Source organism: Streptomyces sp. NPDC088554, assembly GCF_044752945.1.
Taxonomy (GTDB): domain Bacteria; phylum Actinomycetota; class Actinomycetes; order Streptomycetales; family Streptomycetaceae; genus Streptomyces.
In genome coordinates this window covers 1-24,949 of record NZ_JBIVMF010000026.1, presented here as the reverse complement: position 1 = coordinate 24,949, position 24,949 = coordinate 1, and the positions used below count along the sequence as shown (strand labels likewise).

The following is a 24,949-nucleotide window of genomic DNA, read 5'->3' as shown; positions in this document are numbered from 1 at the left end:
GCCGGTGGGCGCCACCCTCGGGGTCCGCGCCGCGAAACCGGAGCGAACACACGTACGGACCACTGCCGTATCGCCGCCGCGCTCGGTACCCGGAACACCGCGCGTCCCCTGCCGGTGGTACGTGTTTCCCGTACCGCCTCGGCGTCCGGCCCGGCGTCCGGGGGACCGGACCGGGGCGCCGGCGCAGTCGATGCGCCGGCGCAGTGGATGGGTCGGCGCAGTGGATGGGTCGGCCAGGCCGGAACGGAGCGCCTGGCGGGACGGGGACCGGCGAGGAGCGGACACGGACCTCCCGTGCACGACCGGGCGCGGTGAACGGTAACAGCAACGCCTCACTTTCGAGCCGCCGTTCCATTACGCACAGATGTCCAGGCGTCCCTCACTCGTCGCTCCCGCCACCCCGGGAGTGGTTTCCACCACCCCTCGCCCGTGTCAACTCACCCTCGGAGCAACCCTCGTGGAGTGTTCGCGTCACCCTGGCGACATTCACTCACCCCCTGCTCACATCCCCCGTTCCGCACCGTTCCTAGGCCATTCACAGGGCCGTGGACCGCTCCCTGTCACAACAGCACACACCGCAGGGCCTAGGCTGCGTTACAGCGGTCACCGCCGAAAGCGAGCGCGGTGGCACGAGAGAGAGGGCACCACGATGACATCCACCACTTCCACACCCGCCACACCGGGCAGCATCGAGGCGACGGCGGCACTTCTGCGCTCGGAACTCCCACAGTTGGAGGCACAGCAGCAGACACTCGAAAAGGAACTGTCGGCCGTCACCGGGCGTCTGGACTCGGTACGCACCGCCCTGACCGCGCTCCAGACGCTGTCGGTGACACCGGCGGCCCAGGCCGCCGCGTTCGTACCGGAGCCGACGGTGTCGCCCGAGGCGGCCCCGGCGGCGGCCGAGGACACGGCCGCGCCGGTACGTACGCGCGCACCCCGCAAGGCGAAGGCCGCGGAGACCACCCCGGAGAGCAAGCGCCGTCCGGCCGCGAAGGCCGCCACGGCGAAGCCCGCCAAGGCCGTCAAGGCCACCGCGAAGAAGGCGGACGCGGCCGCCGAGGACGACAAGAACAGCGGGCTGACCGAGCAGATCCTCGACGTCCTGGCCAAGGCCGGGAGCAACCCCGTGCGGGCCCGCGAGGTGGCGCAGGTACTCGGCCGCGACGAGACCCCCGGCAGCATCAACGCGGTGCGCAGCACCCTGGACCGGCTGGTCGGCAGCTCCCGGGCACACCGCGCCGGCCGGGGCCTCTACCAGGCGTCCAGCAGCTGAGGCCGGGCCCCGGCGGCGACATCGCGCCGCGGCACCGTACGAGAATCCGCCCGACCGTGTGGCCCGTCGAGGGCCGCACGGTCCGGCGGGACCGTCATCCGTTGAGGATGCCGGTCACTTGATGAAGTCCTCGACGACCTTCGGCGGCCAGGTGCCGACCGTGAGGACGCCCATGGAGTAGGCCCGGGAGACCAGGGCCGCCCGGTTGGGCACTCTGAGCTTTCTGAGCAGCCCCGTGACGTGGTATTCGACGCCCTGCCTGCTCAGATAGAGCCTCGACGCCAGCGGGATCGTGGAGAGCCCGGCAGCGATTCCCTCCAGGATCCGCGCGTCGATCTCGGTCAGGATCTTCTTCTGGTGGGTCAGCACCCCCGCGTCCTCGGAGCTGTCCGAGGAGCGCATGAGCACCAGGATCGCGGCCACATCGGGGGTCTCGCCGCTCACCGCCGCGGCGGTGAGCGTGCCGGCGAACGCCGCGTCCTCCGGCCCCACGGCCACCACATGAGAGGCGAACCGCTGCCGCTTCCCCTCCAGTAGCCGGGAGAACTGACGCATCAACGGCTGCTGCACACTGGGATGCACCAGCTCGCGGAAGCTGCGGCCGCAGACCCCTGCCGAGGCGTCACCGAATCGGGTGTCACCGAACCGGCGGAAGAACTCCTCGTTCGCCTGCTGAATGGTCAGATCAGGATCGAGTGAGGCCATGCACAGCCCTGGCTGGTCGAAGTGCTCGGCGCCTCCGTGCCCATTCCTTTCGTGCAAGAGGTCACTGGTTGTGACCTGCGCCGAGTCTGCGAGTGCGGCAATCGCCACGAGACCGCCCATCCTTTCGGGTCCCCCGTTTACCGGAAATGTTCAATGTCGTTCGGAGCGTGCTGGACGACCGTGTCCTGGACAACGCCGTCGTCGCCTTGGACAACGTCGTCATCCGGCCTCACGGCCGGGTCGACCGGCTCTTCCGCCCTGTCGAGTTCGCCCTGTCGAGGCTAGGTAACTTCACGCGGGTGCGTCAAAAAAACCCTGTTCACAGGGTTAATGCTGTGGTCGCTCGGGCAGAAGGTTCGGTCCGTAACGCACCTCGGCCCGGCGGATTAAATCCGGCATCCCGGGCATGCCGCAGGGGGAACGCGCCGTCGGCGGAGACATGTTCGAGGTTTCCTCCCGATTGCCTCGGCATTTCCCCTCGGCCCCACAGAATCAGCGGTCACGGCAGCCCCAAAGGCCACGGGGCCTCGACGCGCCATTAACGTACAGACGTCCGAATTCATTGTGGAAGAGCCTCCGCCAGCTCATGCCTTCCCGAGATCCCGAGCTTCCGATAGGAATTAGTCAGATGTTTCTCGACGGCCCGGGAACTCACGCCGAGTTCACCCGCGATCTCCTGATTGCTGAGGCCGCGGTTGACGAGCGCGGTCACCCGCCGCTCGCCCCGGGTGAGCGGCGCCGTCCGTGGCGCGGCAGCCCTGCCGAGGACCTGCCCGGCCCGCTCGACCAGCCAGGGGGCACCACACGACGCGGCGAGCGCGCCCCCCTCCCGCAGCGCCGCCTCCGCCTCGGCCCCCGGGCCCAGCCGCTGCCCCAACAGCACCAGTGTTCTGGCGAGTTCCAGCTCGTACGACGAGTTTCGCAGTACGTCGACGGCCTCGCGCAGCAGTCCCACGCCCCGGGCCCCCTGGAGCCGGCCCCGCAGCCGCAGCGCGCGGCCGATCCCGGCGGGCGCGCCCCACCGTACGGCCCACGCGTACTCCTCCTCGGCCAGTCCCAGCGCGGCGCCGGTGTCACCGAGACGCTGGTGGAGGCCGATGGCGTGCGGCCGCCAGGGGAAGAGCGACGAGTTCCGCCAGCCCGAGCCGTCCAGTCCACGCCCACAGGCCAGCAGGGTGTCCAGGGCGGCGGCCCACAGCCCGCGCTGGGCGTCCACCGACGCCCGGAGGATCTGGAGCGCGGCCGTCGACGCCAGGCCCGCCGGGCGATCCTCACGGGCCCTGCTCAGGATCCGCTCGCTGAGCGCCGGATCGCGCAGTTCGAGCGCGACCGAGCACAGCACCACGGTGGAGATCTCGCGCAGGCCCGTGTCGGCGAGGTCCAGGGCGCGCTCGGCGTACTCACGTGCCTGGGTCGGTCTGCCCTGGGCGGCGAGGACCAGCGCCCAGCCCGCGAACAGGAACACCCCGGCCGCGCCGGTCGCGTTCTGTCGGCGGGTCTGCTGCTCGACGGCCAGCCAGGACCCGACGGTTCCCACGGACTCGGCGGCGAACAGTGTGATCACGGCCAGCGGCAGCACGGTGTGCGCGCCCGCCGAGCCGGCCGGTTCGCGTTCCAGGACCCGCCCGGCCAGCCGCGCCGCGTCGGCGGCGGGCACCCCACCCGTCAGCGTGGCGGAACAGAGCAGCACCACCGCCAGTTCGCGTTCGGCGACCGTGTCGAGCGGCGGTTCCGCCCCGAGCGTACGCAGCCGCGCGACGGCGGACGCCAACTCGGCCGGGTTCTCATGCCCGTGGTGGCGCAGCCGCGCCTCCAGCCGCAGGGCGCTCTCGCGCGCTCCCCCCGCCAGCCGGTCCGCCGGGCCGAGTTCACCGGCGGCGGCCCGCAGCAGATCCCCGGCCCGGCGGGACACCACACCGAGCAGCGCGGGCGGAATACGCAACGCGGCCACGGCCCGGTCGCCCGGCGTGGTCAGCAGCGGTATCGCTCGGGCGATATGCCGCTCGGCCGTCTCCGTATCGAACTCCCGCTCTACCGTGGCGAGTTCGACCAGCAGCCGGGCCCCTCCGCGCTCTGCCGCGCCCCCTCCTTCGGCACACCGTCCCGCACGGTGTTCCAGCACCGCGCGGCGCAGATAACGGGCGGCCGTCTCCGACTCTCCCCGGCGCACCGCGTCACCCGCCGCCGAACGCAGCAGGGGCACCGTCCAGGGACGACCCAGCACGGCGCCCGCCAGCAGATGGTCCGCGACCTCCTCGGCCGACCGGCCGCTCCCGTACAGCAGATCGGCGGCGGCGGTGTGTCCGCGCTCGCGCTCCGCCGCGCTCAGCGACGCCACGACAGCGTCCTGTACGACCGGATGGACGAAGCCCGGTGTCCGACCCCCGGCCAGCAGCCCCGTCTCCCCCAGCGCGCGGCGCGCCGCCGCGAAGCCGCTGTCGTCCAGTCCCGCCAGCCGGGCGACGAGCCCGGGGTCGCCGTGGCCCCCGAAGGCCACGATCGCGGCGGCCAGTTCGCGGACCGCCCGCGGCTGGGTGCGCAGAGCAGCCGTCAGCCGCTCGCGCAGCTCGGGGGGGCGCAGGGCGCGGATCCGCGCGCAGTGTTCGGGGACCGGCGCCAGCCCTTGGCGCGCCATGTCCCGCAGCACCGAGGTGAGGATCAGCGGGTTGCCGCCCGACACACCGTGGCAGGTACGCGCGTACTCCTCGTGCCCCGGCACACCCCACCGCTCACGGATCAGCGCCCGGGTGGCCGCCGGGGACAGCGGTGCGAGGCGCAGCGTCCGGGAGGCCGTGTCGGCGATCTCCCGCACCAGCGGGTGACCGGACCGCCGATCGCCGTCCCGCAGTGCGCAGACGAGGACGACCCGCTGTCCGCGCAGCCGTTTGGTGAGGTGGGCCAGCCAGCGCAGCGAGGGCGCGTCCGCCCACTGGAGGTCGTCCACCAGGATGAGCAGCCCCGCGCTGCTCCCGAGGTCCGCGAGGAGTGTGTGCGGGCCCTGCAGGATCGCCTCGGACAGGGATTCGGCGGTCATGCCGTGTCCGGCCGTGTCGTACATCGCGTCGTGTGCCTCCTCGTGCGTCGCGATGTCGGGCGAGTGGAGAGTGCCGACGGCCAGGCTGTCGAGGAGCTGACGCACCGCCCCGAAGGCGAAGTCCGTCTCGGCCGCGGCGGCGTTCGCGCGCAGGACGCGTACCTCGCCGTACCCGACCAGCTCGGGCAGCCGCAGCAACAGCGCGGTCCTGCCGATGCCCAGCGGTCCTGTCAGCAGCAGTACCGAGGGGATGCCCGCATGGGCGTCGGCCAACGCGGTTCGTACGCAGGCCAGTTCGGTGTCCCGTTCAAGAAGCATCGGCCTGATGTCCTTCCATGGTCCTTACGAACGCGCGCAGTTCCGCGCGTCCGGTGACGCGCAGCTTCCGGTAGGTGTTGCTCAGCCGCAGCTCCACCGTGCGCCTGCTCACCGACAGTGTCTCGGCGATCTCCCGGTTCCCGAGCCCCTGCCCGGCGAGGGTGGCGGTGTGCCGTTCGACGGCCGACAGCGCGGGCCACCCCTGCGGCCGGGCGGGTGGCGTGGGTGGTGCGGGTGGTTCGGATGGCGCCTCCGACGGGGAGAGGGACGGGGATACGGGAAGACCGGGGCTCGTCAGCCGCTCGGTGAACCGGTGTGCGTACCGGGCCAGTCGGCTCGACGGATGGGCGGCGACGAAGTCCGCCAGCCCGGCCAGCGAACGGGCGGCGGCCTCCCGGTCGCCCGCTTCCAACTCGGCGGTGGCGAGCTGGAAGAGCCCCCACAGCCAGGAGAGCCGGGCGGGGGTCGAGCGCAGCACCCGGACCGCCTCCCGGGCCTCGGCCAGCTGCCCACTGCCACCATCGCCGGCCCCGCCACTGCCACTGCCACTGCCACCGTCCGCCACGGTCATCGGTCCGGTCCACAGCCCGGCCAGGGCCACCGCGCTCGGTGTGCCCCAACGGCGGGCCAGGGACTGTTCCTCCGCGCTCAGCCGCGCCGCCTCCGCGCGGTCCCCGAGCACGTGGGCGGCCTCGGCGGCCAGCGGGCGCCAGGCCAACAGCGCGGGGTTGGCCCACCGCCGGCGCAGCAGCAGACGGCCGCTCTCCTTCGACAGTTCCCGCGCGTCCGCCCACCTCCCGTCCGCGGCGGCGACCCGCGCCCTGGCGAAGAGCAGTACGGCCCAGGCCGCGCCCTCCTCGGCGCCGGGCGGTACCGGCGCGGTGGCGAGCGCGGCGGCGTGTTCGTACCGTCCGGCCTCCATGGCGGTGGAGATCCGCAGCCCGATCAGCCCCGGCAGCGCGAGCGGATGCCAGCTCTCCCGCGGCAGGGCCCGTTCGGCGTCCGCGATGTCCTGTTCCGCCGCGTCGAGACGGCCCGCGTGCAGATGCAGTTCGGCGCGCGTGGCCAGCACCCGCGCGGCGGGGGCGCGCAACCGGTCACGCCGGACGGCCGCCAGCAGCGTGTCCAGTTCCGCCCCGGCCTCCTCGCAGTCGTCGGTCAGTACGAGCGCCCGGCAGGCGGCCAGCCGGGGCATCACCAGGTCGGCACCGGGCCCACGCCCCGCCAGGGCGGCACGGGCCAGCGCCCTGGCGGCCGCCGGGCCCTCACCGCGCGCCGCGAGCCGCCAGGCCCGTACACCCGCCTGAACCGGTGGTACGGGGCGGTCCGGCAGCGCGGGCACCTCGGGTACGGCGGGCTCCATGGCGTCCCGGTCCTCGTCCGCGAGCCAGAACAACGCGGCCAGAGCCTCCCGTTGATGGCGGGACGGGCCGTTGGGGAGCGGATTTTCGTCGGGTGGGCGGTCGTGGGACACGTCATCGCCGGACAGCGCCTCGGCCGCCACCTCGCGTGCCCAGTCACCGCTCCCCCTGGCGAGCCCCAGATCGATGGCGCGCGCCACCACCCCGGTGGCGGAGGTGTTCGCGGGCCCCGCCGCGACCGTACGGAAACGGCGGTCGGCGCGGGCGAGCCCGGCGAGCCTACGGTCCGATGCCTCGGGGGCGGTCACCGCTTCCGCCGACGCCAACTCCAGCGACAGCAGGGCACGTTCGGATGGTTCGAGTGGTTCACTCAGGGCCCGGGACAGCTGGGCGACCGCGCGGTCGTGGTCCTCCGCGCGCTGGGCGGCGGCGAAGCCACGGTGGAGCACGGGGACCACCCAGGGCGCGCCGAGGGGTGGCGCTCCGAGCAGCAGCCGGGCGATGTCCTCGTCGTTCTCCCCTGCCCGGTGGGCCAGTTCGGCGGCGCGGCCGTACAGGTCGGCCCGCTGTCCGGCGGGCATCTCCTCCAGCACCCGGGCCATGACCGCCGGGCAACGCACACGCGTCCGCTGCCCCGTGGACACCGTGAGACCGGCCGCCTCCAGTGTGCCGCGCAGCCGTTGCCCCCGTACCGTACGCACCCCCGCCAGGGTGCGCACCAGCGGAAAGCCCAGCAGACCGCCGCAGACGGCCACGGCCCGCAGAAGCTCGGTCGCGTCGTCGGGCAGCCCCCGCAACACCCGCGCCGCGTGGTCGCCGAGGACGGCCGCCATGACCGCGTGCAGCTCGGGCAGCCGGGCGGCGACCGGCGCGTACCCCCGCCCGGTGAACCGGTGCAGTACGTCGCTCAGCACCGTGGGACTGCCCGCCGTGGCCACCGACACCGCGGCGACGAACCGCTGGTCACCGGGGATCCCGCAGCCCAACTCCACGGCGGCGGCGACTCCCCGCTCGCTCAGCGCGCGCGGGACGAGGTGCTTGACGGGCACCGGCGAGGGCGGCAGCAGACCCGGCCGGTCCTGGCCCCGGGGGGTGACACCGCTGCCACTCGCCATGACCACGACCGGGGTGTCCGGGGTCAGCCGCCGCACGAGCGAGTGGAGCCAGTGCAGGGATGCGGGGTCCAGCCACTGCGACTCCTCGACCGCCAGCAGGGTCGGTGTGATCCGCGCGGAGCGCAACAGCCCGTCGAGTCCGGGAAGCGGCTCGGAGCGCCGGCCCGGACGCCGCTCGTCGCCCTTCCCACTCTGACGTACTGCCAGTTCACGGAGGGGCGGACCGGCCGGGAGCGCCCGGGAGGTCAGCAACTGGACGGTCACTCCGTGGCGCAGGTCGCGTTCGGTGGGTGCGGCTCGGGCTCTCAGCACACGCAGCCCGCTGCCCTCGGCGTACCGGGCGGCCCAGCGCAGCAGCGCGTTCTGCGCCTGCCCCGGCCTGCCGGTCAGCGTGACAACGGCGGCCCGCCCCGCACCCAGCGCGCCGAGGACGGATCCGAGCACCGCCTGCTCGGTGCGCCGTTCGAGCAGCGCGATCTCCTCGGCGGGCGATATGGCAGGCGGCCCGGTGCCTGGGACGGCAGAAGGCGCGAAAGGGGGTGCGACAGGCGGTACGGCGCATGGCACGACGGGCCGTTCGACAGTCAGCCCCACGTTCGGGTTCTCGTTGTGTCCGCTGTTCACACCAGCCGCCTCGCCCGGATCGTCTCAGCGTCCCCGGAGCGAGTCCGCGGCCCGCGTTCCGGCGGCCGACTCGCTTCCCGGGACGGCCGAAGTGTGCAGGAGGGCGCCCAGTTCGGTGCGCCTGCTCACACCGAGCTTCCGGTAGACGCTCGTCAGATGCGTCTCGATGGTGCGCACGGTGACGAAGAGCGACTCCGCGATGGACCGGTTGCTGGCGCCCGCCGCCGCGAGCCCGGCCACTCTGCGTTCCGTCCCGGTGAGCATGTCCAGCGGCGAACCGCTCATCCTGCGCATCCGCCCACCCGCCATGACCAGCAGTTTCCTGGCCGCCCCGGCGAGCGCGAGCGCACCGCAGCGCTGAGCCAGGTCGGTGGCGATCCGCAGGTGCTCGCGGGCGGCGCGCTGGTCGCCGGCCTTCAGCAGGGCGCGGCCGAGCAGGTGCTCGGCCCTCGCGTGTTCGGCCCTGGCGGCGGTGCCCGACAGGACGCGTACCGCTTCGGTGAGCAGCCCGACACCCGCACCGCCCGGGGCGATCACCCCTCGGGTGAGTGTGGCGAGGCCGTGTGTACGGGGCGTTCCCCAGCGCTGGGCCAGCTCGTCTCCGTACTCGGCCATCTCCCGTGCCTCGTCCCCACGGTTCATGGTAGCGAGCAGGCAGGCCGCCTCCGACCACCACGGCAGGAAGGCGGGGTTGGTGAATCCTGCCTCCTCCAGCGACGCGCCACACCGCTGGTAGAGGCCGAGTGCCGTCTCCCGGTCGCCGAGCACCCATCTGGCGCGGGCCCGCGCCATCAGATACCAGTGGTATTCGACGACCGACCGGTCCAGCCCCGTCCGCGCGACCCCGCGCAACGCATCCTCCGCCCGCTCCGCCTCGCCCCGCCCGACCAGCACCGTCGCGAGCGCGGTCCGGGGCAGCACACCGAGGTCGCCCTCACGGTCCTCCGGAGTCCCGTACTCCGCCCCCAGGAGCCCGACAGCCGCTTCGGCATCGACGAGGGCGTCGGGGAGTGCCCCCAGCCCGTGCAGCAGAAGAGCGCGTCCGGACAGGGCCAACACACGGGTACGGGCGGCGCCCCCGCGCTCGCCGTACCGGAGCAGCCGGTCGAGCGCGCCGAGCGCCTCGGCGGGCTCGTCGGCGAGGCCGAGCGCGAAGGACGCGTCGAGCGGCGTCCGGCCCTCCGGTGCGTCCTCAGGTGCGTTCAGTGCGCGCCGGGCCTGTGCGACCGTACGTTCCACGGATCTGCCGTCCATCGCGGTCAGCACGCTCATCGTCGCGAGCAGCCGCCGCTGCCCGGGCGTGTCACCGGGCGGCTCGGCCGTCCGCGCGGCCCGCTCCCGGGTCGCGCGGACGGTGGGCTTCCGGTCCGCCCCGACCCTCAGTAGTACGGCTTCGAGCAGCGTACGCAGTTCACGATCGGCGGGGACGGAGCCCGGGCCAGAGCCCAGGCCGGGGGCGGAACCCGCTGCCTCCGCCTCCGCCTCCAGATCCTTGAGGGCCCCTTCGAGGACCCGTACACCGGCGGACGCGCGCCGCGCGGCCAGACACACCGTCCCGTACCGCACGGCCACCCGGGCCCTCGCGCGCGCGTCGACGGCGAGCGGAAGCGCCTCTTCCAGCAGCCGCAACGCCTCGAAGGGATCGGTCTCCGCGAGCGCCTCGGCCCTCCTGACGCGCACCCGCACACTGTCCGGCCGCAGCTCCAGCACCCGTCCCAGACAGCGCGCCGCCTCCTCGGGAGCACCTCGCCCCTCGGCCCGGTCCGCCGCTTCTTCGAGCACCTCCGCCATCCACGGCTCGGCCAGGACAGGCACGCCCATGAGCTGCCGGGCGGCCTCCTCCACGGGCCGGCCCATGTCGCAGAGCAGCAGGGCGGCCCGCGCCCGCAACCGGGCCACGGCTCCGGGCCGAAGCGACGCGAGTACGGCCGAACGCACCGTGTCCTGTACGAAGTCGGGACCGACGCCAGGGCCCCTCCGGAAAACCTCGCCACCTCCCGGCGCCGCCATCCCGGCGCGCCGCAGGGCGAGCACACCCTCGGCCACGAGCACGGAGGGCACGTCGGCCAGCGCGCCGACGAGATCGGGGTCCGCCTCTCCGAGGACGGCGATGGCCCCGGCCACCTCACGTATCCAGGGCGGCTGCCCGTCCAGCAGCGCCACGACGGAACACGCGGCCATCCGGCCCGCGATCCCGGCGACCCGTGCCGTGCCCTCCGCGTCCGGCTGGACACCCTCGGCGTGCAGTTCGTCCAGCAGCCGGCCGAGTACGAGCGGGCTGCCGCCGGAGATCCGGGCCGCGCACTCGGCGAAGGACGGTTCGACCTGAGCGAGAAAGCACTGCCCGACCATCTCGGCCACATCCACGTCGGTGAGCGGCCCCAGCCTCAGCACCGTGGTCGCGTGCTGGGCGGCTATATCCGCAAGAACGGCGGACGCGGCGGATACGGCGGACGCGGCGGATACGGCGGACGCGGCGGATACGGCGGACGCGGCGGATACGGCGGACGCGGCGGAATCGACAGGAGCAACGGGGTCTACGGAATCAACGGGGTCGGCAGGATCCGCAGGGCGTCCTCCCTCACGCCGCGCGAGCACCACCAGCAGCGGCAGACCGTCCGCGCGCCGCAGCAGGAAGTCCAGCCAGCGCAGCGAGTGTTCGTCGCAGCGGTGCGCGTCATCGAGTACGAGTACGAGCGGCCGGACCGCCATCAGATTCGCCGCGAGCCGGTACAGCCCGTGCAGCACCGGGTACGCGCCCGGAGCCTCCGGGGCACCCAAGTCGTCCGGGGCGCCCAGGGCATCCGGGACGTCCGGAGCATCCGACGGCGCCCCTTGGTCGTCACCGCCGGATCCGGCCGCGAGCGCGGGCAGGGCCCGCCGGGCGAAGCCCCGTAGAAGAGGCGATCCCCCGGCGGCGCCCGCGCCGAGGCCCAACGAGCCGAACAGCGCCCGCACCCCGCCGTATACCGAGCCCGGAGCGGTTTCCCCACAGGCTCCGTACAGCACGGTCATGTTCCGGCACGCGCCGCTCGTCAGGAAGGCGTGCAGAAGGCTGCTCTTCCCGCCGCCCTCGGGCCCCGTGAGAACCACCAGCCCCGCACGACCGGCGCGTGCTGCCCCGGCCTGGCGGGCCAGGACCCTCAACTCCTCGACGCGTCCAACCAGAAACCCGGGCAGACCGGACAAGTCAGGTAAACCTGACAGATCTTCCTGTTCCGCCACGACGGCCCCCTCGCGTCTCGGGGGCCACCCGACGCGCCCCGGCTCACCACCAACGGCTTCCGCGCACCAAAAGTTATCCATGAGTCGCGGGAGACAGCGGCACACAAAGCGGGAGACCGGCTCGGAAGGGCGCGCCGGAAACCCGGCGGGGGCGCCGTCACTGCCGACGGTGCCCCCGTCCCGGTCATCGGACTTACCGAAACGACCAACAGGAGTCGCAATTCTCCAAAGGACCAAGGGAAGGCCCCAGGAAAACGACAGTCAATCGGTCAAACCCTGTCGTCAAGCAAATCGGTCAACCGACACCCAGCACGGACCGGCCGCCCCGGCCACCCTGCCCGGAGGACAGATGCTCCCGCAGCAGCGCAATCACCGCGAGTGCCTCCGAGCTCAGAAAGAAGTGCCCGCCGGGGAAGACCTTCAGGTCGAACGCGCCCGTCGTATGCCCCCGCCAGGCTTCCGCCTCCTCCATCGAGGTCTTGGGGTCACTGTCCCCGGTCAGTACGGTGACCGGGGCCCGGAGCGCGACGTCCGGCTCGCACCGGTAGGTCTCAATGGCCTGGTAGTCGCTGCGGATCGCCGGAAGGATCATCCGCAGGATCTCCTCGTCGCCGAGGAGCGCCGTGTTCGTACCGGACAGCAGCATCAGCTCGGCGACGATCCCGTCGTCGGAACGCCGGTGTACGTCCTCGTGACGGACGCTCGACGGCGCGCGCCGTCCCGAGGCGAAGAGACGGGTGAGTTCGCCGCCGTCCGCCTCGAACCGCCGCGCGACCTCGAAGGCGATCGTCGCTCCCATGCTGTGTCCGAAGAAGGTGGTCGGCCGCGCGTGGAACTGCTCGCGCAACACCTCGTACACCCGGTCTGCCATCACACCGATATCCGCCGGGCTGGTCTCCTTGCGCCGGTCCTGACGGCCCGGGTACTGCACCGAGAACACCTCTGCCACGGAGGACAGTTGAGCGGAGACCGGGAAGTAGAAGGACGCCGAGCCACCCGCGTGGGGGAAGCAGAAGAGCTGTCCCTGGCTGTCCGGCGCCGGATGGAAGCACCGTGCCCAAAGGCTCTCCTCGGTGGACGTCGTCATCGTGATGCACCCTTCTGTTCTGCTCTGTTGTTCTGCTCTGTTGTTCTGTTCCGTGCATGGGCCGAACGGCCCGGACCGTCATCGACGGTCCGGGACCTCTCCGGCCGATGCGCTCCGCTGCGGTGGCCTTGTCGAACGAACCTGCCCGATCATGAGTCCGCCGCAAACAAGTTTGGCCTCGATAGTGAGATTCGGTGGTGAGATTTCGACTGCGATTCAGGACAGCCCGAGTTCATCATCGAGAAGCGCGAACACATCGTCGTCCGACGCCGCTTCCAGATCGAATTCCCCCACCCCGTCCCGCGGCTGCTCCGCCCGCAGAGCCGCCCACTTCGCCCTCAGCACGTCGATGCGCCCCGCCACATGGTTGAACTCCTGTACGTCGACGGCCACATCCGCGCCGGCCCCTGCCACTCCGGCCCCCGCGAGCGCCTGTTCCAGCCGGTCGAGGGCGGCGAGCACCGATCCGGCCCCGGTGACCTCCTCCGTCACCAGCTGGGAGCGCAGATGGCCGACGACATCGGCAGGCGTCGGATAGTCGAAGAGCAGTGTGGCGGGCAACCGCAGCCCGGTGGCCGCGTTGAGCCGGTTCCGGAAGTCCACCGACGTCAGCGAGTCGAAGCCCAGCTCCTGGAACTGACGCGAGGCGCCGACCGCCGTCCCGTCCGCGTGCCCGAGCACCGCCGCGGCCTGCTCCCGTACCAGCTTCAGGAGTACGTCTCCGCGCTCCTCGTCGGTCAGCCCGGCCAGTCGCTCCGCGAGCGCCCCCGCCGTCCGGGGAGCGGCCGACGCCGACCGCCGGGAGCGGACGGGGGACGAGCCGGTACGGAGAAGACCACTGAGCAGCACCGGAACCTCACCCCGCGCACGGAGCGCCGGCAGATCCAGCCGTACGGGCAGCACCAGCGCCCGCGCGCCCTGGGCCGTGGCATCGAACAGCGCCAGTCCCTGGCCCACCGAGAGCGGCGGCACCCCGGCCCGCGCCAGCCGTTCCATGTCCTCCTCGGTCACACTCCCGGTCATCCCGCCCGCCCGCTCCCACGGACCCCACGCCAGCGACACACCCGGCAGCCCCTCGGCCCGCCGACGCGCCACCAACGCGTCCAGGAACGCGTTGCCCGCCGCGTAATTCCCCTGCCCCGCCCCACCGAACACCCCGGCCACCGACGAGAACACCACGAACACCGACAGATCAAATCCACGCGTCAGCTCATGCAGATGCCAGGCCGCATCCGCCTTCGGCCGCAGTACGGTGTCCAACCGCTCCGCCGTCAGCGAACCGATCACACCGTCGTCCAGCACACCGGCCGTGTGAACGACCGCCGACACCGGATGCTCCGCCGGCACGTCGGCCAGCGCCTCGGCCAGCGCCACACGGTCAGCGACGTCGCAGGCCACGACCGTGACCTCGGCGCCCTGCCCCATCAGCTCCGCGACCAGCTCCCGTGCACCCTCAGCCCCCGGGCCCCGGCGGCTGAGCAGCAGGAGGCGGCGCACGCCGCGCTCCGCGACCAGGTGGCGGGCCAACAGAGCGCCCAGGCCACCGGTTCCGCCGGTGATCAGCACTGTGCCACCGCGCTCCCAGCCCCGACCGCCGGTACCCGTGTCCGCGTCTGTACCCGTGCCCACGTCCGTGCTCGGAAGCGGGACGCGCTCCAGCCTCGCGGCCCTGATCTCGCCCTTCCTGAGCACCAGTTGCGGCTCGTCGGAACCGAGAGCCCGTACCAGCGTCGCGCGAGTCTCGGCGTCGACGTCACCCCCAGGGACCCCAGTACGGTCGGCGTCCAGGTCCAGCAAGGCGAAGCAGCCCGGATTCTCCGTCTGCGCCGACCGCACCAGCCCCCACACCGCAGCCGCCGCCACATCCGGCACACCGCCACTGTCCACGGCCACCGCGCCCCTGGTGACGAATACCAGCCGCGACCCGGTGAACCGCTCCTCGGCCACCCACTGCTGCAACTGCCCCAGCACACCGGCCGCCAGCACGTGCACACGCTCCGCGACCAGGCCATCGGCCACATCACCCAACCCCGTGACGCACATCAACACAACGTCCGGCACCGAAGGCTCCCCCGCCACCAGAGCCTTCAGGTCGACATGCGTCGCGACGTCCGTACCGCGCAACTCCTCCGCCAGCCCGAACACATCCGGGCCGACCAGCGCGACCGACCCGAGTACGTCACGTACACCAACTCCCGGCGCATCGGGCTCAGCAGCCGCCGTCGGAATCCACTCCAGCCCGAACAGGGCGTCCGCGCCCCCCTCACCACCGTCGAGCCCGCCGTTGAGTGTCTCGCTCGACACCGCCCGTACGAGCAGAGCGTCGACGGACGCCACCGGACGGCCCTCCGGGTCCGCGACCGCCACCGAAATGGCGCCCTTGCCCGCCGGAGCGATCCGCACCCGCAGCTCGGACGCACCGCTCGCGTGCAGCGAAACGCCTTCCCACGAGAACGGCAGGCCACCAACACCCTCGCCGCTCCCCTCGTCCCCACCACCGAGGAGCGAGGCGTGAAGAGCCGAGTCCAGCAGAGCGGGGTGCAGCCCGAACGCGGCGGCTTCGCCCTCCGTACCCTCCGGAAGGCTCACCTCCGCGAAGATCTCGCCGTCACGGCGCCAGGCGGCCCGCAACCCCTGGAACACCGGGCCGTACGCGAAGCCGAGCGCGGCGAACCACTCGTAGCAACCGTCCAGGTCTGCGGCTTCCGCACCGGTCGGCGGCCACACCGTGGCATCGAAACCGGTCTCCACCACACCATCGCCCATCGAAAGCACACCGGTCGCATGCCGGGTCCACGGATCGTCCACCGCGCCCTCGGGCCGGGAGTAGATCCCGACCGAACGACGGCCCGACTCATCGACGGTGTCCACCGCGACCTGCACCTGGACCGCACCGCGCTCGGGCAGCACGAGCGGAGCGGCGAGGGTCAACTCCTCGACCCGGTCGCATCCCACCTCGTCGCCCGCCCGAATCGCCAGCTCCAACAACGCCGTCCCCGGCAACAACACCCGGCCCATCACCACATGGTCCGCCAGCCACGGATGCGAACCCACCGACAGCAACCCGGTGAACAACACCCCTTGGCCCGAGGCCAGTTCGACCGCCGCCCCCAACAACGGATGCCCGGCAGCCCCCAGCCCCGCCCCCCGCACATCCCCTGCACCCGACACCGACTCCGCCGGCCAGAACCACTGGTGCTGGAAGGCGTACGTAGGCAGCACCACTCGCCGCGCACCAGCCCCGGCGAAGAACGCCGACCAGTCCACCGGAACACCCCGCGTATACACCTGCGCCAGAGCAGCCAGCGCAGTCAGCTCTTCGGACCTGTCCTTACGGAGCAGGGGTACGGTCACGGCGCCCCCCTCGACCGACTCCTGAGCCAGCGCCGACAACACCCCGTCCGGCCCCAACTCCAGGAAGGCGGTCACACCCGCATCAGCCAACGCCCGTACGCCGTCACCGAACCGGACAGCCTCCCGGACATGCCGCACCCAGTACTCAACCGCACACAACTCCCCGGCCGCAGCCTGCCTCCCCGTCAGATTCGACACCACCGGAACAGACGGCTCCCGGAAAACAAGCCCCGAAACCACCGCCCGGAACTCATCCAGCATCGGATCCATCAACGACGAATGAAACGCATGCGACACCCGAAGCCAGGTCGTCCTGCGCCCCTGCTCCGCGAAGAGCGCAGCCACCTTCAGGACCGCGTCCTCGTCCCCGGATACGACAACCGACCCCGGCCCGTTGACAGCAGCGATCGACACGTCACCGGCCAGCAGCGGCAGAACCTCATCCTCCGCCGCCTGCACAGCCACCATCGCACCCCCCACCGGAAGCGCGGCCATCAACGACGCCCGCGCAGCCACCAGACGGCACGCGTCCTCCAACGAGAACACCCCCGCCACATGGGCCGCCGCAACCTCACCGATCGAATGACCCGCCACAAAATCCGGGACCACACCCCACGACTCCACCAACCGGAACAGCGCCACCTCCACCGCGAACAACGCAGGCTGAGCAGCCCCCGTACCGTTCAACAGCTCCGCGTCATCACCCCACATCACGTCACGCAGAGACTCGCCCAACCGCTCCAGCACCGCATCCAACGCCTCCGCGAAGACAGGGAACCGGCCATACAACTCACGCCCCATCCCCAACCGCTGCGAACCCTGCCCCGAAAACAGGAACGCGCACTTCCCACCAACAACCGAACCCGACACCACCGAAACATCCGGCTCACCCACCGCCAGCGCCGCCAGCGCACGCACCGTCTCCACCGGCTCACCGGCCGCCACCACCGCCCGGTGCTCGAACCGCGAACGGCCCGTCGCCAGGGAAAAAGCGATGTCGACCCGTCGCCCCTCGGGCCGCGCCTGCATATACGAGAGCAACCGAGCCGCCTGCCCCCGCAACGCCCCAGGTGTCTTGCCCGAAAGCACCCACGGCACAACAACCGGCTCCCCCACCGACTCCCCGGAACCATCCACCCGCCCCTCCACATCCACCCCCCCGGTCAAAGCATCGATCGGCTGCTCCAGAATGACGTGTGCGTTCGTCCCACTGATCCCGAACGACGACACCCCCGCACGCCGCACCCGACCCAACTCAGGCCACACCTGCTCCGACCTCAACAGCTCCACCGCACCCACAGACCAATCCACATGCGACGACGGCACATCAACATGCAACGTCCGCGGCAACACACCGTGGCGCATCGCCATCACCATCTTGATCACACCCGCAACCCCCGCAGCGGCCTGGGTGTGCCCGAGGTTCGACTTCACCGAACCGAGCAGCAACGGCCGCTCCGGATCACGGTCCCGGCCGTACGTCGCCAACAACGCCTGCGCCTCGATCGGGTCACCCAGCGTCGTACCCGTACCATGCGCCTCCACCACATCCACGTCGCCCACGGACAGCCCACCACTCGCCAACGCCTGCCGGATCACCCGCTGCTGCGCAGGACCGTTCGGAGCCGTCAAACCATTCGACGCACCATCCTGATTGACGGCCGACCCCCGCACCACGGCCAACACCTCATGGCCGTTGCGCCGAGCGTCCGACAAGCGCTCCAGGACCAGCATGCCCACACCCTCGGACCAGCCCACCCCATCAGCCGACTCCGAGAACGCCTTGCACCGACCATCCGGCGACAGACCACGCTGCCTGCTGAACTCCACAAACGTACTGGGAGTGGACATCACCGTCACACCACCCGCCAACGCCAACGAACACTCACCACTCCGCAGCGCCTGAGCCGCCAGATGCATCGCCACCAGCGACGACGAGCACGCGGTGTCCACCGTCACCGCCGGCCCCTCGAACCCGAAGGTGTACGAGACCCGGCCGGACGCCACACTTCCCGCGCTGCCCTGGCCCTGGTGACCTTCAAAGCCCTTGCCGTTCAGAGTGGTTCCGTAGTCGTTGTACATCACCCCGGCGAACACACCGGTCGGGCTCTCCTTCAGCGACACCGGGTCAATGCCCGCCCGCTCGATCGCCTCCCACGACGCCTCCAGCAACAACCGCTGCTGCGAATCCGTCGCCATCGCCTCCCTCGGACTCATCCCGAAGAACGCCGGATCGAACTCCCCTGCCTCGTAAAGGAATCCGCCCGACCGGGTGCAGGAGGTTCCCAGGTGATCCGGGTCCGGGTGGAAAAGGGCGTCGACATCCCAGCCTCGGTTGGTCGGGAAGTCCGAAATCGCGTCGGCACCCTCCGACACCAACCGCCACAGATCCTCCGGCGAAGCCACCCCACCCGGGAACCGACAGGCCATCCCGACGACCACGATCGGATCGTCCGCCACCGACGGCAGCAGCCCGACCGGGACCGACGCCTCGGCCTCAGCACCGGTTTCAGCGCCGAACAGCTCGTCGAGCAGGTAATCCGCCAGAGCGGTCGCGTTCGGGTAGTCGAAGATCAAGGTGGCGGTCAGCCTCAGCCCGGTCACCGTACTCAGCCGGTTCCGCAACTCCACCGCCGTCAGCGAGTCGAAGCCCAGATCCCGGAATTGGGAGCCCATGTCCACGGCCCCCACTCCCGCATGGCCGAGCACCTGGGCGATCTGCTCCCGTACGAGCTCCAGGAGAACCCCCTGCCGCTCCACCGGTCCCAGCCCTGTCAATCGACCCACCAACCCGGTAGCGGCGGCTGATCCTGCGGGCACCGTCCGACGTACATGCGTACGGATCAACGCCCTCAGCAGCGAAGGAACTTCACCCTGCGCCCGTAGCGCGGCAAGGTCCAGTCGTACGGGAACAACCACGTCCCGGCCAGTGGCGAGCGCGGCATCGAACAGCGCCACCCCCTCCCCGATGGAGAGCGCCGGCATACCCGAGCGGGCCATCCGGAGCATGTCCTCCTCGGTTACACTCCCGGTCATCCCGCCCGCCCGCTCCCACGGACCCCACGCCAGCGACACACCCGGCATCCCCTCGGCCCGCCGACGCTCCATCAACGCGTCCAGGAACGCGTTGCCCGCCGCGTAATTCCCCTGCCCCGCCCCACCGAACACCCCGGCCACCGACGAGAACACCACGAACACCGACAGATCCAGCCCACGCGTCAGCTCATGCAGATACCAGCCCGCATCCGCCTTCGGCCGCAACACAGCACTCAGCCGCTCGGAGGTCAACGAACCGACAGTCACGTCGTCCAGCACACCCGCAGTGTGCACAACAGCGGTCAGCGGATGCGTACCGGGTACCGAGCCCAACAGCCCTGCCAGCGCCGCGCGATCGGCGACATCGCACGCCGCGACCGTGACCTCGGCGCCCTGCCCTGTCAGCTCCGCGACCAGCTCAGCCGCGCCCGGAGCCTCCATCCCCCGCCGACTGGTCAGCAGCAGACGGCGTACGCCACGCTCGGCCACCAGGTGCCGGGCGAGCACCCCGCCGAGACCGCCCGTACCACCCGTGATCAGTACGGTCCCCCCGGCATCCCACACAGGACCAGCCTCGGAACCGGACTCGGTACCGAGCCCAGACCCGACCCCTGAACCGGAATCCTCAACAACCACACGCACCAGGCGGCCGGCCCGCACCTCACCCCCACGCACCACCACCTGCGGCTCATCCACCACCGGAACCACACCCGGCACAACAGAATCCGGATCCAGATCCACCAGACCGAAACAACCCGGATTCTCCGACTGCGCCGACCGCACCAACCCCCACACCGCAGCCGCCGCCACATCCACACCACCCACAGCACCCCGCGACACAAACACCAGCCGCGAACCACCAAACCGCCCATCCCCCAACCACTCCTGCACCAACGCCAGCACACGAGCCACCAACACATGAGCCGACCCCACCACATCACCGGCCGACCCACCCACCACAGGAACCAACACCGTCCCCGGCACCGAAGAATCCCCCGACACCAACGACGCCAGACCCGAACAAACAGGCACCCCAAGACCAAACGGATCCGGACCCACAACCACCACCGAACCCGAAACACCCGCCCGCACCGGCACCCAGTCCAACCCGAACAACGCGTCGCGCCCCACCCCCGCGCCACCGAACCGCTCAGCCGTCACCGCACGCAACACCAGCGAATCCACGGAAGCAACCAACCCACCAGCCGTGTCCGCGACAGCGATCGACACCGCACCCCCCTCCACCGGGGACAACCGCACCCGCAGAGCAGAAGCCCCGGTCGCGTACAGGGACACCCCCTCCCACGAGAACGGCAGCCCACCAGCACCGTCCGAACCGAGGAGCGAAGCGTGAAGCGCGGAATCCAGCAACGCAGGATGCAACCCGAACCCAGCGGCCTCCCCCTCCGCACCCTCCGGAAGACTCACCTCCGCGAAGATCTCCTCGCCACGACGCCAGACCGCGCGCAGCCCCCGGAACACCGGACCATACGCAAACCCAAGGCCCTCGAACCGCTCATAACAACCCTCCACCCCCACAGCCACCGCACCCACCGGCGGCCACACCCCACCATCGAGCTCGATCCCGGCATCAACCACACCGACACCCGCCGAAAGCCTGCCACCGGCATGCCGGGTCCACTGCGCATCCGCCGCGCCTTCCGAACGTGAGTAGACACCCACCGAACGCCGCCCCGAATCGCCTGGAGCACCGACCACGACCTGCACCTGGACCGCGCCCTGCTCGGGCAGCACGAGCGGAGCGGCGAGGGTCAACTCCTCGACCCGGTGACACCCCACCTCATCACCCGCCCGAATCGCCAACTCCAACAACGCCGTACCCGGCAACAACACCCGGCCCATCACCACATGGTCCGCCAGCCACGGATGCGAACCCACCGACAGCAACCCGGTGAACAGCACTCCCTCGCCCTCCGCCGGCTCCACCGCGGCCCCCAGCAACGGATGCCCAGCAGCCCCCAGCCCCGCAGCCCGCACATCCCCTGTTCCGCCAATACGACCGACCGGCCAGAACCAAGTGCGCTGGAAGGCGTACGTAGGCAACTCGACCCGTCGGGCACCGGCCCCGGCGAAGAACGCCGACCAGTCAACCGGAACACCCCGCACATGCAGCTGGGCCAGAGCCTCCAGAGCCACAGCCTCCTCGCCCCGGTCCTTACGGAGCAGGGGTACGGTCACGGCGCCCCCCTCGACCGACTCCTGAGCCAGCGCCGACAACACCCCGTCCGGCCCCAACTCCACAAAGGCGGTCACACCCGCATCAGCCAACGCCCGTACACCGTCACCGAACCGGACAGCCTCCCGGACATGCCGCACCCAGTACTCAACCGCACACAACTCCCCAGCCGCAGCCAGCCTCCCCGTCAGATTCGACACCACCGGAACAGACGGCTCCCGGAAAACAAGCCCCGAAACCACCGCCCGGAACTCATCCAGCATCGGATCCATCAACGACGAATGAAACGCATGCGACACCCGAAGCCAGGTCGTCCTGCGCCCCTGCTCCGCGAAGAGCGCAGCCACCTTCAGGACCGCGTCCTCGTCCCCGGATACGACAACCGACCCCGGCCCGTTGACAGCAGCGATCGACACCTCACCGACCAGCAGCGGCAGAACCTCACCCTCCGCCGCCTGCACAGCCACCATCGCACCCCCCACCGGAAGCGCGGCCATCAACGACGCCCGCGCGGCCACCAGACGGCACGCATCCTCCAACGAGAACACCCCCGCCACATGGGCCGCCGCAACCTCACCAATCGAATGACCCGCCACAAAATCCGGGACCACACCCCACGACTCCACCAACCGGAACAGCGCCACCTCCACCGCGAACAACGCAGGCTGAGCAGCCCCCGTACCGTTCAACAGCTCCGCGTCATCACCCCACATCACGTCACGCAGGGACTCGCCCAATTGCTCCAGCACCGCATCCAGCGCCTCCGCGAAGACGGGGAACCGCCCATACAGCTCACGCCCCATCCCCAACCGCTGCGAACCCTGCCCCGAAAACAGGAACGCGCACTTCCCACCAACAACCGAACCCGACACCACCGAAACATCCGACTCACCAGCAGCCAACGCCGCCAACGCACGCACCACACCCGCAGAACCACCATCCGCGAGCACCACCCCACGATGCTCAAACACCGACCGCCCCGTCGCCAACGAGAAACCCACATCCAGCGACCGCACCCCGGACGACACCACCGACAACAACCGCGCCGCCTGACCCCGCAACGCCTCCAGCGACTTACCCGACACCACCCACGGCACCACACCCGAACCAGACAACGACACCACAGAGCCAGAGCCAGAGGCAGAGGCAGAGGCAGAGGCAGAGGCAGAGGCAGAGGCCGACTCAGCCACAGGAACAGGAACAGGAACAGGAACAGGAACAGGCTGCTCCAGAATCACATGCGCGTTCGTCCCACTGATCCCGAACGACGACACCCCCGCACGCCGCACCCGATCCGTCTCGGGCCACACCTGCTCCGACGTCAGCAGCTCCACCGCACCCACAGACCAATCCACATGCGACGACGGCGCGTCGACATGCAGGGTGCGTGGCAGCACACCGTGGCGCATCGCCATGATCATCTTGATGACACCGGCGACACCGGCGGCGGCCTGGGTGTGGCCGATGTTCGACTTCACCGAACCGAGCAGCAGCGGCCGCTCCGGGTCACGGTCCCGGCCGTACGTCGCCAACAGCGCCTGCGCCTCGATCGGGTCACCCAGCGTCGTCCCCGTACCATGCGCCTCGACGACATCCACGTCGCCCACGGACAGCCCACCACTCGCCAGCGCCTGCCGGATCACCCGCTGCTGCGCAGGACCGTTCGGAGCCGTCAGACCGTTCGACGCACCATCCTGATTGACGGCCGACCCCCGCACCACGGCCAACACCTCATGGCCGTTGCGCCGAGCGTCCGACAAGCGCTCCAGGACCAGCATGCCCACACCCTCGGACCAGCCCACCCCATCAGCCGACTCCGAGAACGCCTTGCACCGACCATCCGGCGACAGACCACGCTGACGCGCGAAGTCCACGAACACCGACGGCGTCGACATCACCGTCACCCCACCCGCCAACGCGAGCGAACACTCACCACTGCGCAACGCCTGCATCGCCCAGTGCATCGCCACCAACGACGACGAACACGCCGTATCCACCGTCACCGCCGGCCCCTCAAGACCCAACGTGTACGACACCCGACCCGACGCCAGACTCGGCGAACTACCACTGCCCTGGAAACCCTCGAACTCCGGGCTGCCCAGGACCACGCTGTAGTCGTTGTACATCACCCCGGCGAACACACCGGTCGCACTGCCCCTCAACGACACGGGATCGATACCGGCCCGCTCGATCGCCTCCCACGACGCCTCCAGCAACAACCGCTGCTGCGAATCCGTCGCGAGCGCCTCGCGCGGACTCATCCCGAAGAACGCCGGATCGAACTCCCCTGCCTCGTGCAGGAATCCGCCTTCTCGTGTGTAGGTCGTGCCCTTGTGGTCGGGGTCCGGGTGGAAGAGGCCGTCCACGTCCCAGCCACGGTTGGCCGGGAATCCGGAGATCACATCAGCACCCTCCGTGACCAGCTGCCACAGATCATCCGGCGAGGCCACCCCACCCGGATAGCGGCAGCTCATCCCCACCACCACGATCGGATCGTCCGCCACCTCGATCAACCGCGCAACCGTCGGCAGTGCCACGGCCCTTTCCGCACCGAGGAGTTCATCGAGGACATGGCCGACCAGAGCCTCGACCGTCGGATAGTCGAAGACCATCGTGGCCGGCAGCCGGAGACCGGTCACCGTGCTCAGCCGGTTGCGCAGTTCGACCGAGGTCAGCGAGTCGAACCCCAACTCGCGGAACGCGCGCCCCGGATGGACCGCACCGGCATCGGCATGTCCGAGTACGAGCGCCACCTGTCCCCGTACAAGATCGACCAGGATTTCCTGCCGTTCAACCCCGCTCAGCCCGGCCAGACGCTGCACAAGCCCTGCCGCCGTAGCCGATCCGGCAACCGCGGCCCGCCGGGAACGGGCGCGAGTACGAGTACGGATCAGCGCCCTCAGCAACGGTGGGATCTCACCCTGCTCACGCAGCAGCGCCAGGTCGAGCCTCACCGGTACCACCACAGCGTCGTCGGCGACAAGGGCCGCGTCGAAGAGCGCCACCCCCTGCTCCACCGACAACGGTGACACCCCCGAACGGACGTGCCGGTCCACGTCCCCCCCGGCGAGCGCGCCGGTCATCCCGCCGACAGGCTCCCACGGCCCCCACGCCAACGACACACCCGGCAGCCCCTCGGCCCGCCGACACTCCATCAACGCGTCCAGGAACGCGTTCCCCGCCGCGTAATTCCCCTGCCCCGGACTGCCGACCACACCCGCCACCGACGAGAACACCACAAACGCCGACAGATCCAGCCCACGCGTCAGCTCATGCAAATACCAGCCCGCATCCACCTTCGGCCGCAACACAGCACCCAGCCGCCCCGGCGTCAGCGAACCGACCGTACCGTCATCCAGCACACCCGCCGTATGCACCACAGCCGACACCCCATGCACCGACAGCAACGCACCCAACGCCCCACGATCCGCCACATCACACGCCACAACACCGACCTCGGCACCCTGCAACTCCAGCTGCGCCACAAGCTCCGCAGCACCCCCGGCCGCAAGGCCACTCCGACTGACCAGCAACAACCGACGCACACCATGCACCCCGACCAGATGCCGCGCCACCACCGCACCCAGACCACCCGTACCACCCGTGATCAACACCAG

General features: G+C 70.8%; 7 protein-coding genes. 1 reads left to right on the top strand and 6 read right to left on the bottom strand.

Annotation, left to right across the window (positions count from 1 at the left end; translation table 11 throughout):
- The first annotated feature begins 649 nt into the window (after positions 1-649).
- The gene (locus ACIP8W_RS26025; protein WP_402204844.1) at positions 650-1,276 is read left to right on the top strand and encodes a hypothetical protein; all 627 of its coding nucleotides are present in this window, start codon (positions 650-652) and stop codon (positions 1,274-1,276) included.
- Positions 1,277-1,390: 114 nt separating this feature from the next.
- On the opposite strand, the gene ACIP8W_RS26020 is transcribed toward ACIP8W_RS26025, so the two are convergent.
- The 6 genes from ACIP8W_RS26020 to ACIP8W_RS25995 form a co-directional block, all read right to left on the bottom strand.
- The gene (locus ACIP8W_RS26020; protein ID WP_402204842.1) at positions 1,391-2,089 is read right to left on the bottom strand and encodes a LuxR C-terminal-related transcriptional regulator; all 699 of its coding nucleotides are present in this window, start codon (positions 2,087-2,089) and stop codon (positions 1,391-1,393) included.
- 451 nt (positions 2,090-2,540) lie between these two features.
- Positions 2,541-5,333, bottom strand: coding sequence for an ATP-binding protein (locus ACIP8W_RS26015; RefSeq protein WP_402204840.1), 2,793 nt, complete (start codon positions 5,331-5,333; stop codon positions 2,541-2,543).
- On the bottom strand, positions 5,323-8,433 hold the full coding sequence (locus ACIP8W_RS26010; RefSeq protein WP_402204838.1) for a LuxR C-terminal-related transcriptional regulator: 3,111 nt from the start codon (positions 8,431-8,433) through the stop codon (positions 5,323-5,325). Before ACIP8W_RS26010 ends, ACIP8W_RS26015 begins: the two co-directional genes overlap by 11 nt.
- 24 nt (positions 8,434-8,457) lie before the next feature.
- Positions 8,458-11,622 carry an AAA family ATPase gene (locus ACIP8W_RS26005; protein ID WP_402204837.1) on the bottom strand — a complete coding sequence of 1,055 codons (3,165 nt, stop codon included), beginning with the start codon at positions 11,620-11,622 and terminating at the stop codon, positions 8,458-8,460.
- Positions 11,623-11,953: 331 nt separating this feature from the next.
- Entirely contained in the window at positions 11,954-12,745 is a 792-nt protein-coding gene (locus ACIP8W_RS26000) for a thioesterase II family protein (protein ID WP_401956472.1), read from the bottom strand.
- A gap of 216 nt (positions 12,746-12,961) precedes the next feature.
- On the bottom strand, positions 12,962-24,949 hold an 11,988-nt coding region (locus tag ACIP8W_RS25995; RefSeq protein ID WP_402204834.1), incomplete at its 5' end, for an SDR family NAD(P)-dependent oxidoreductase.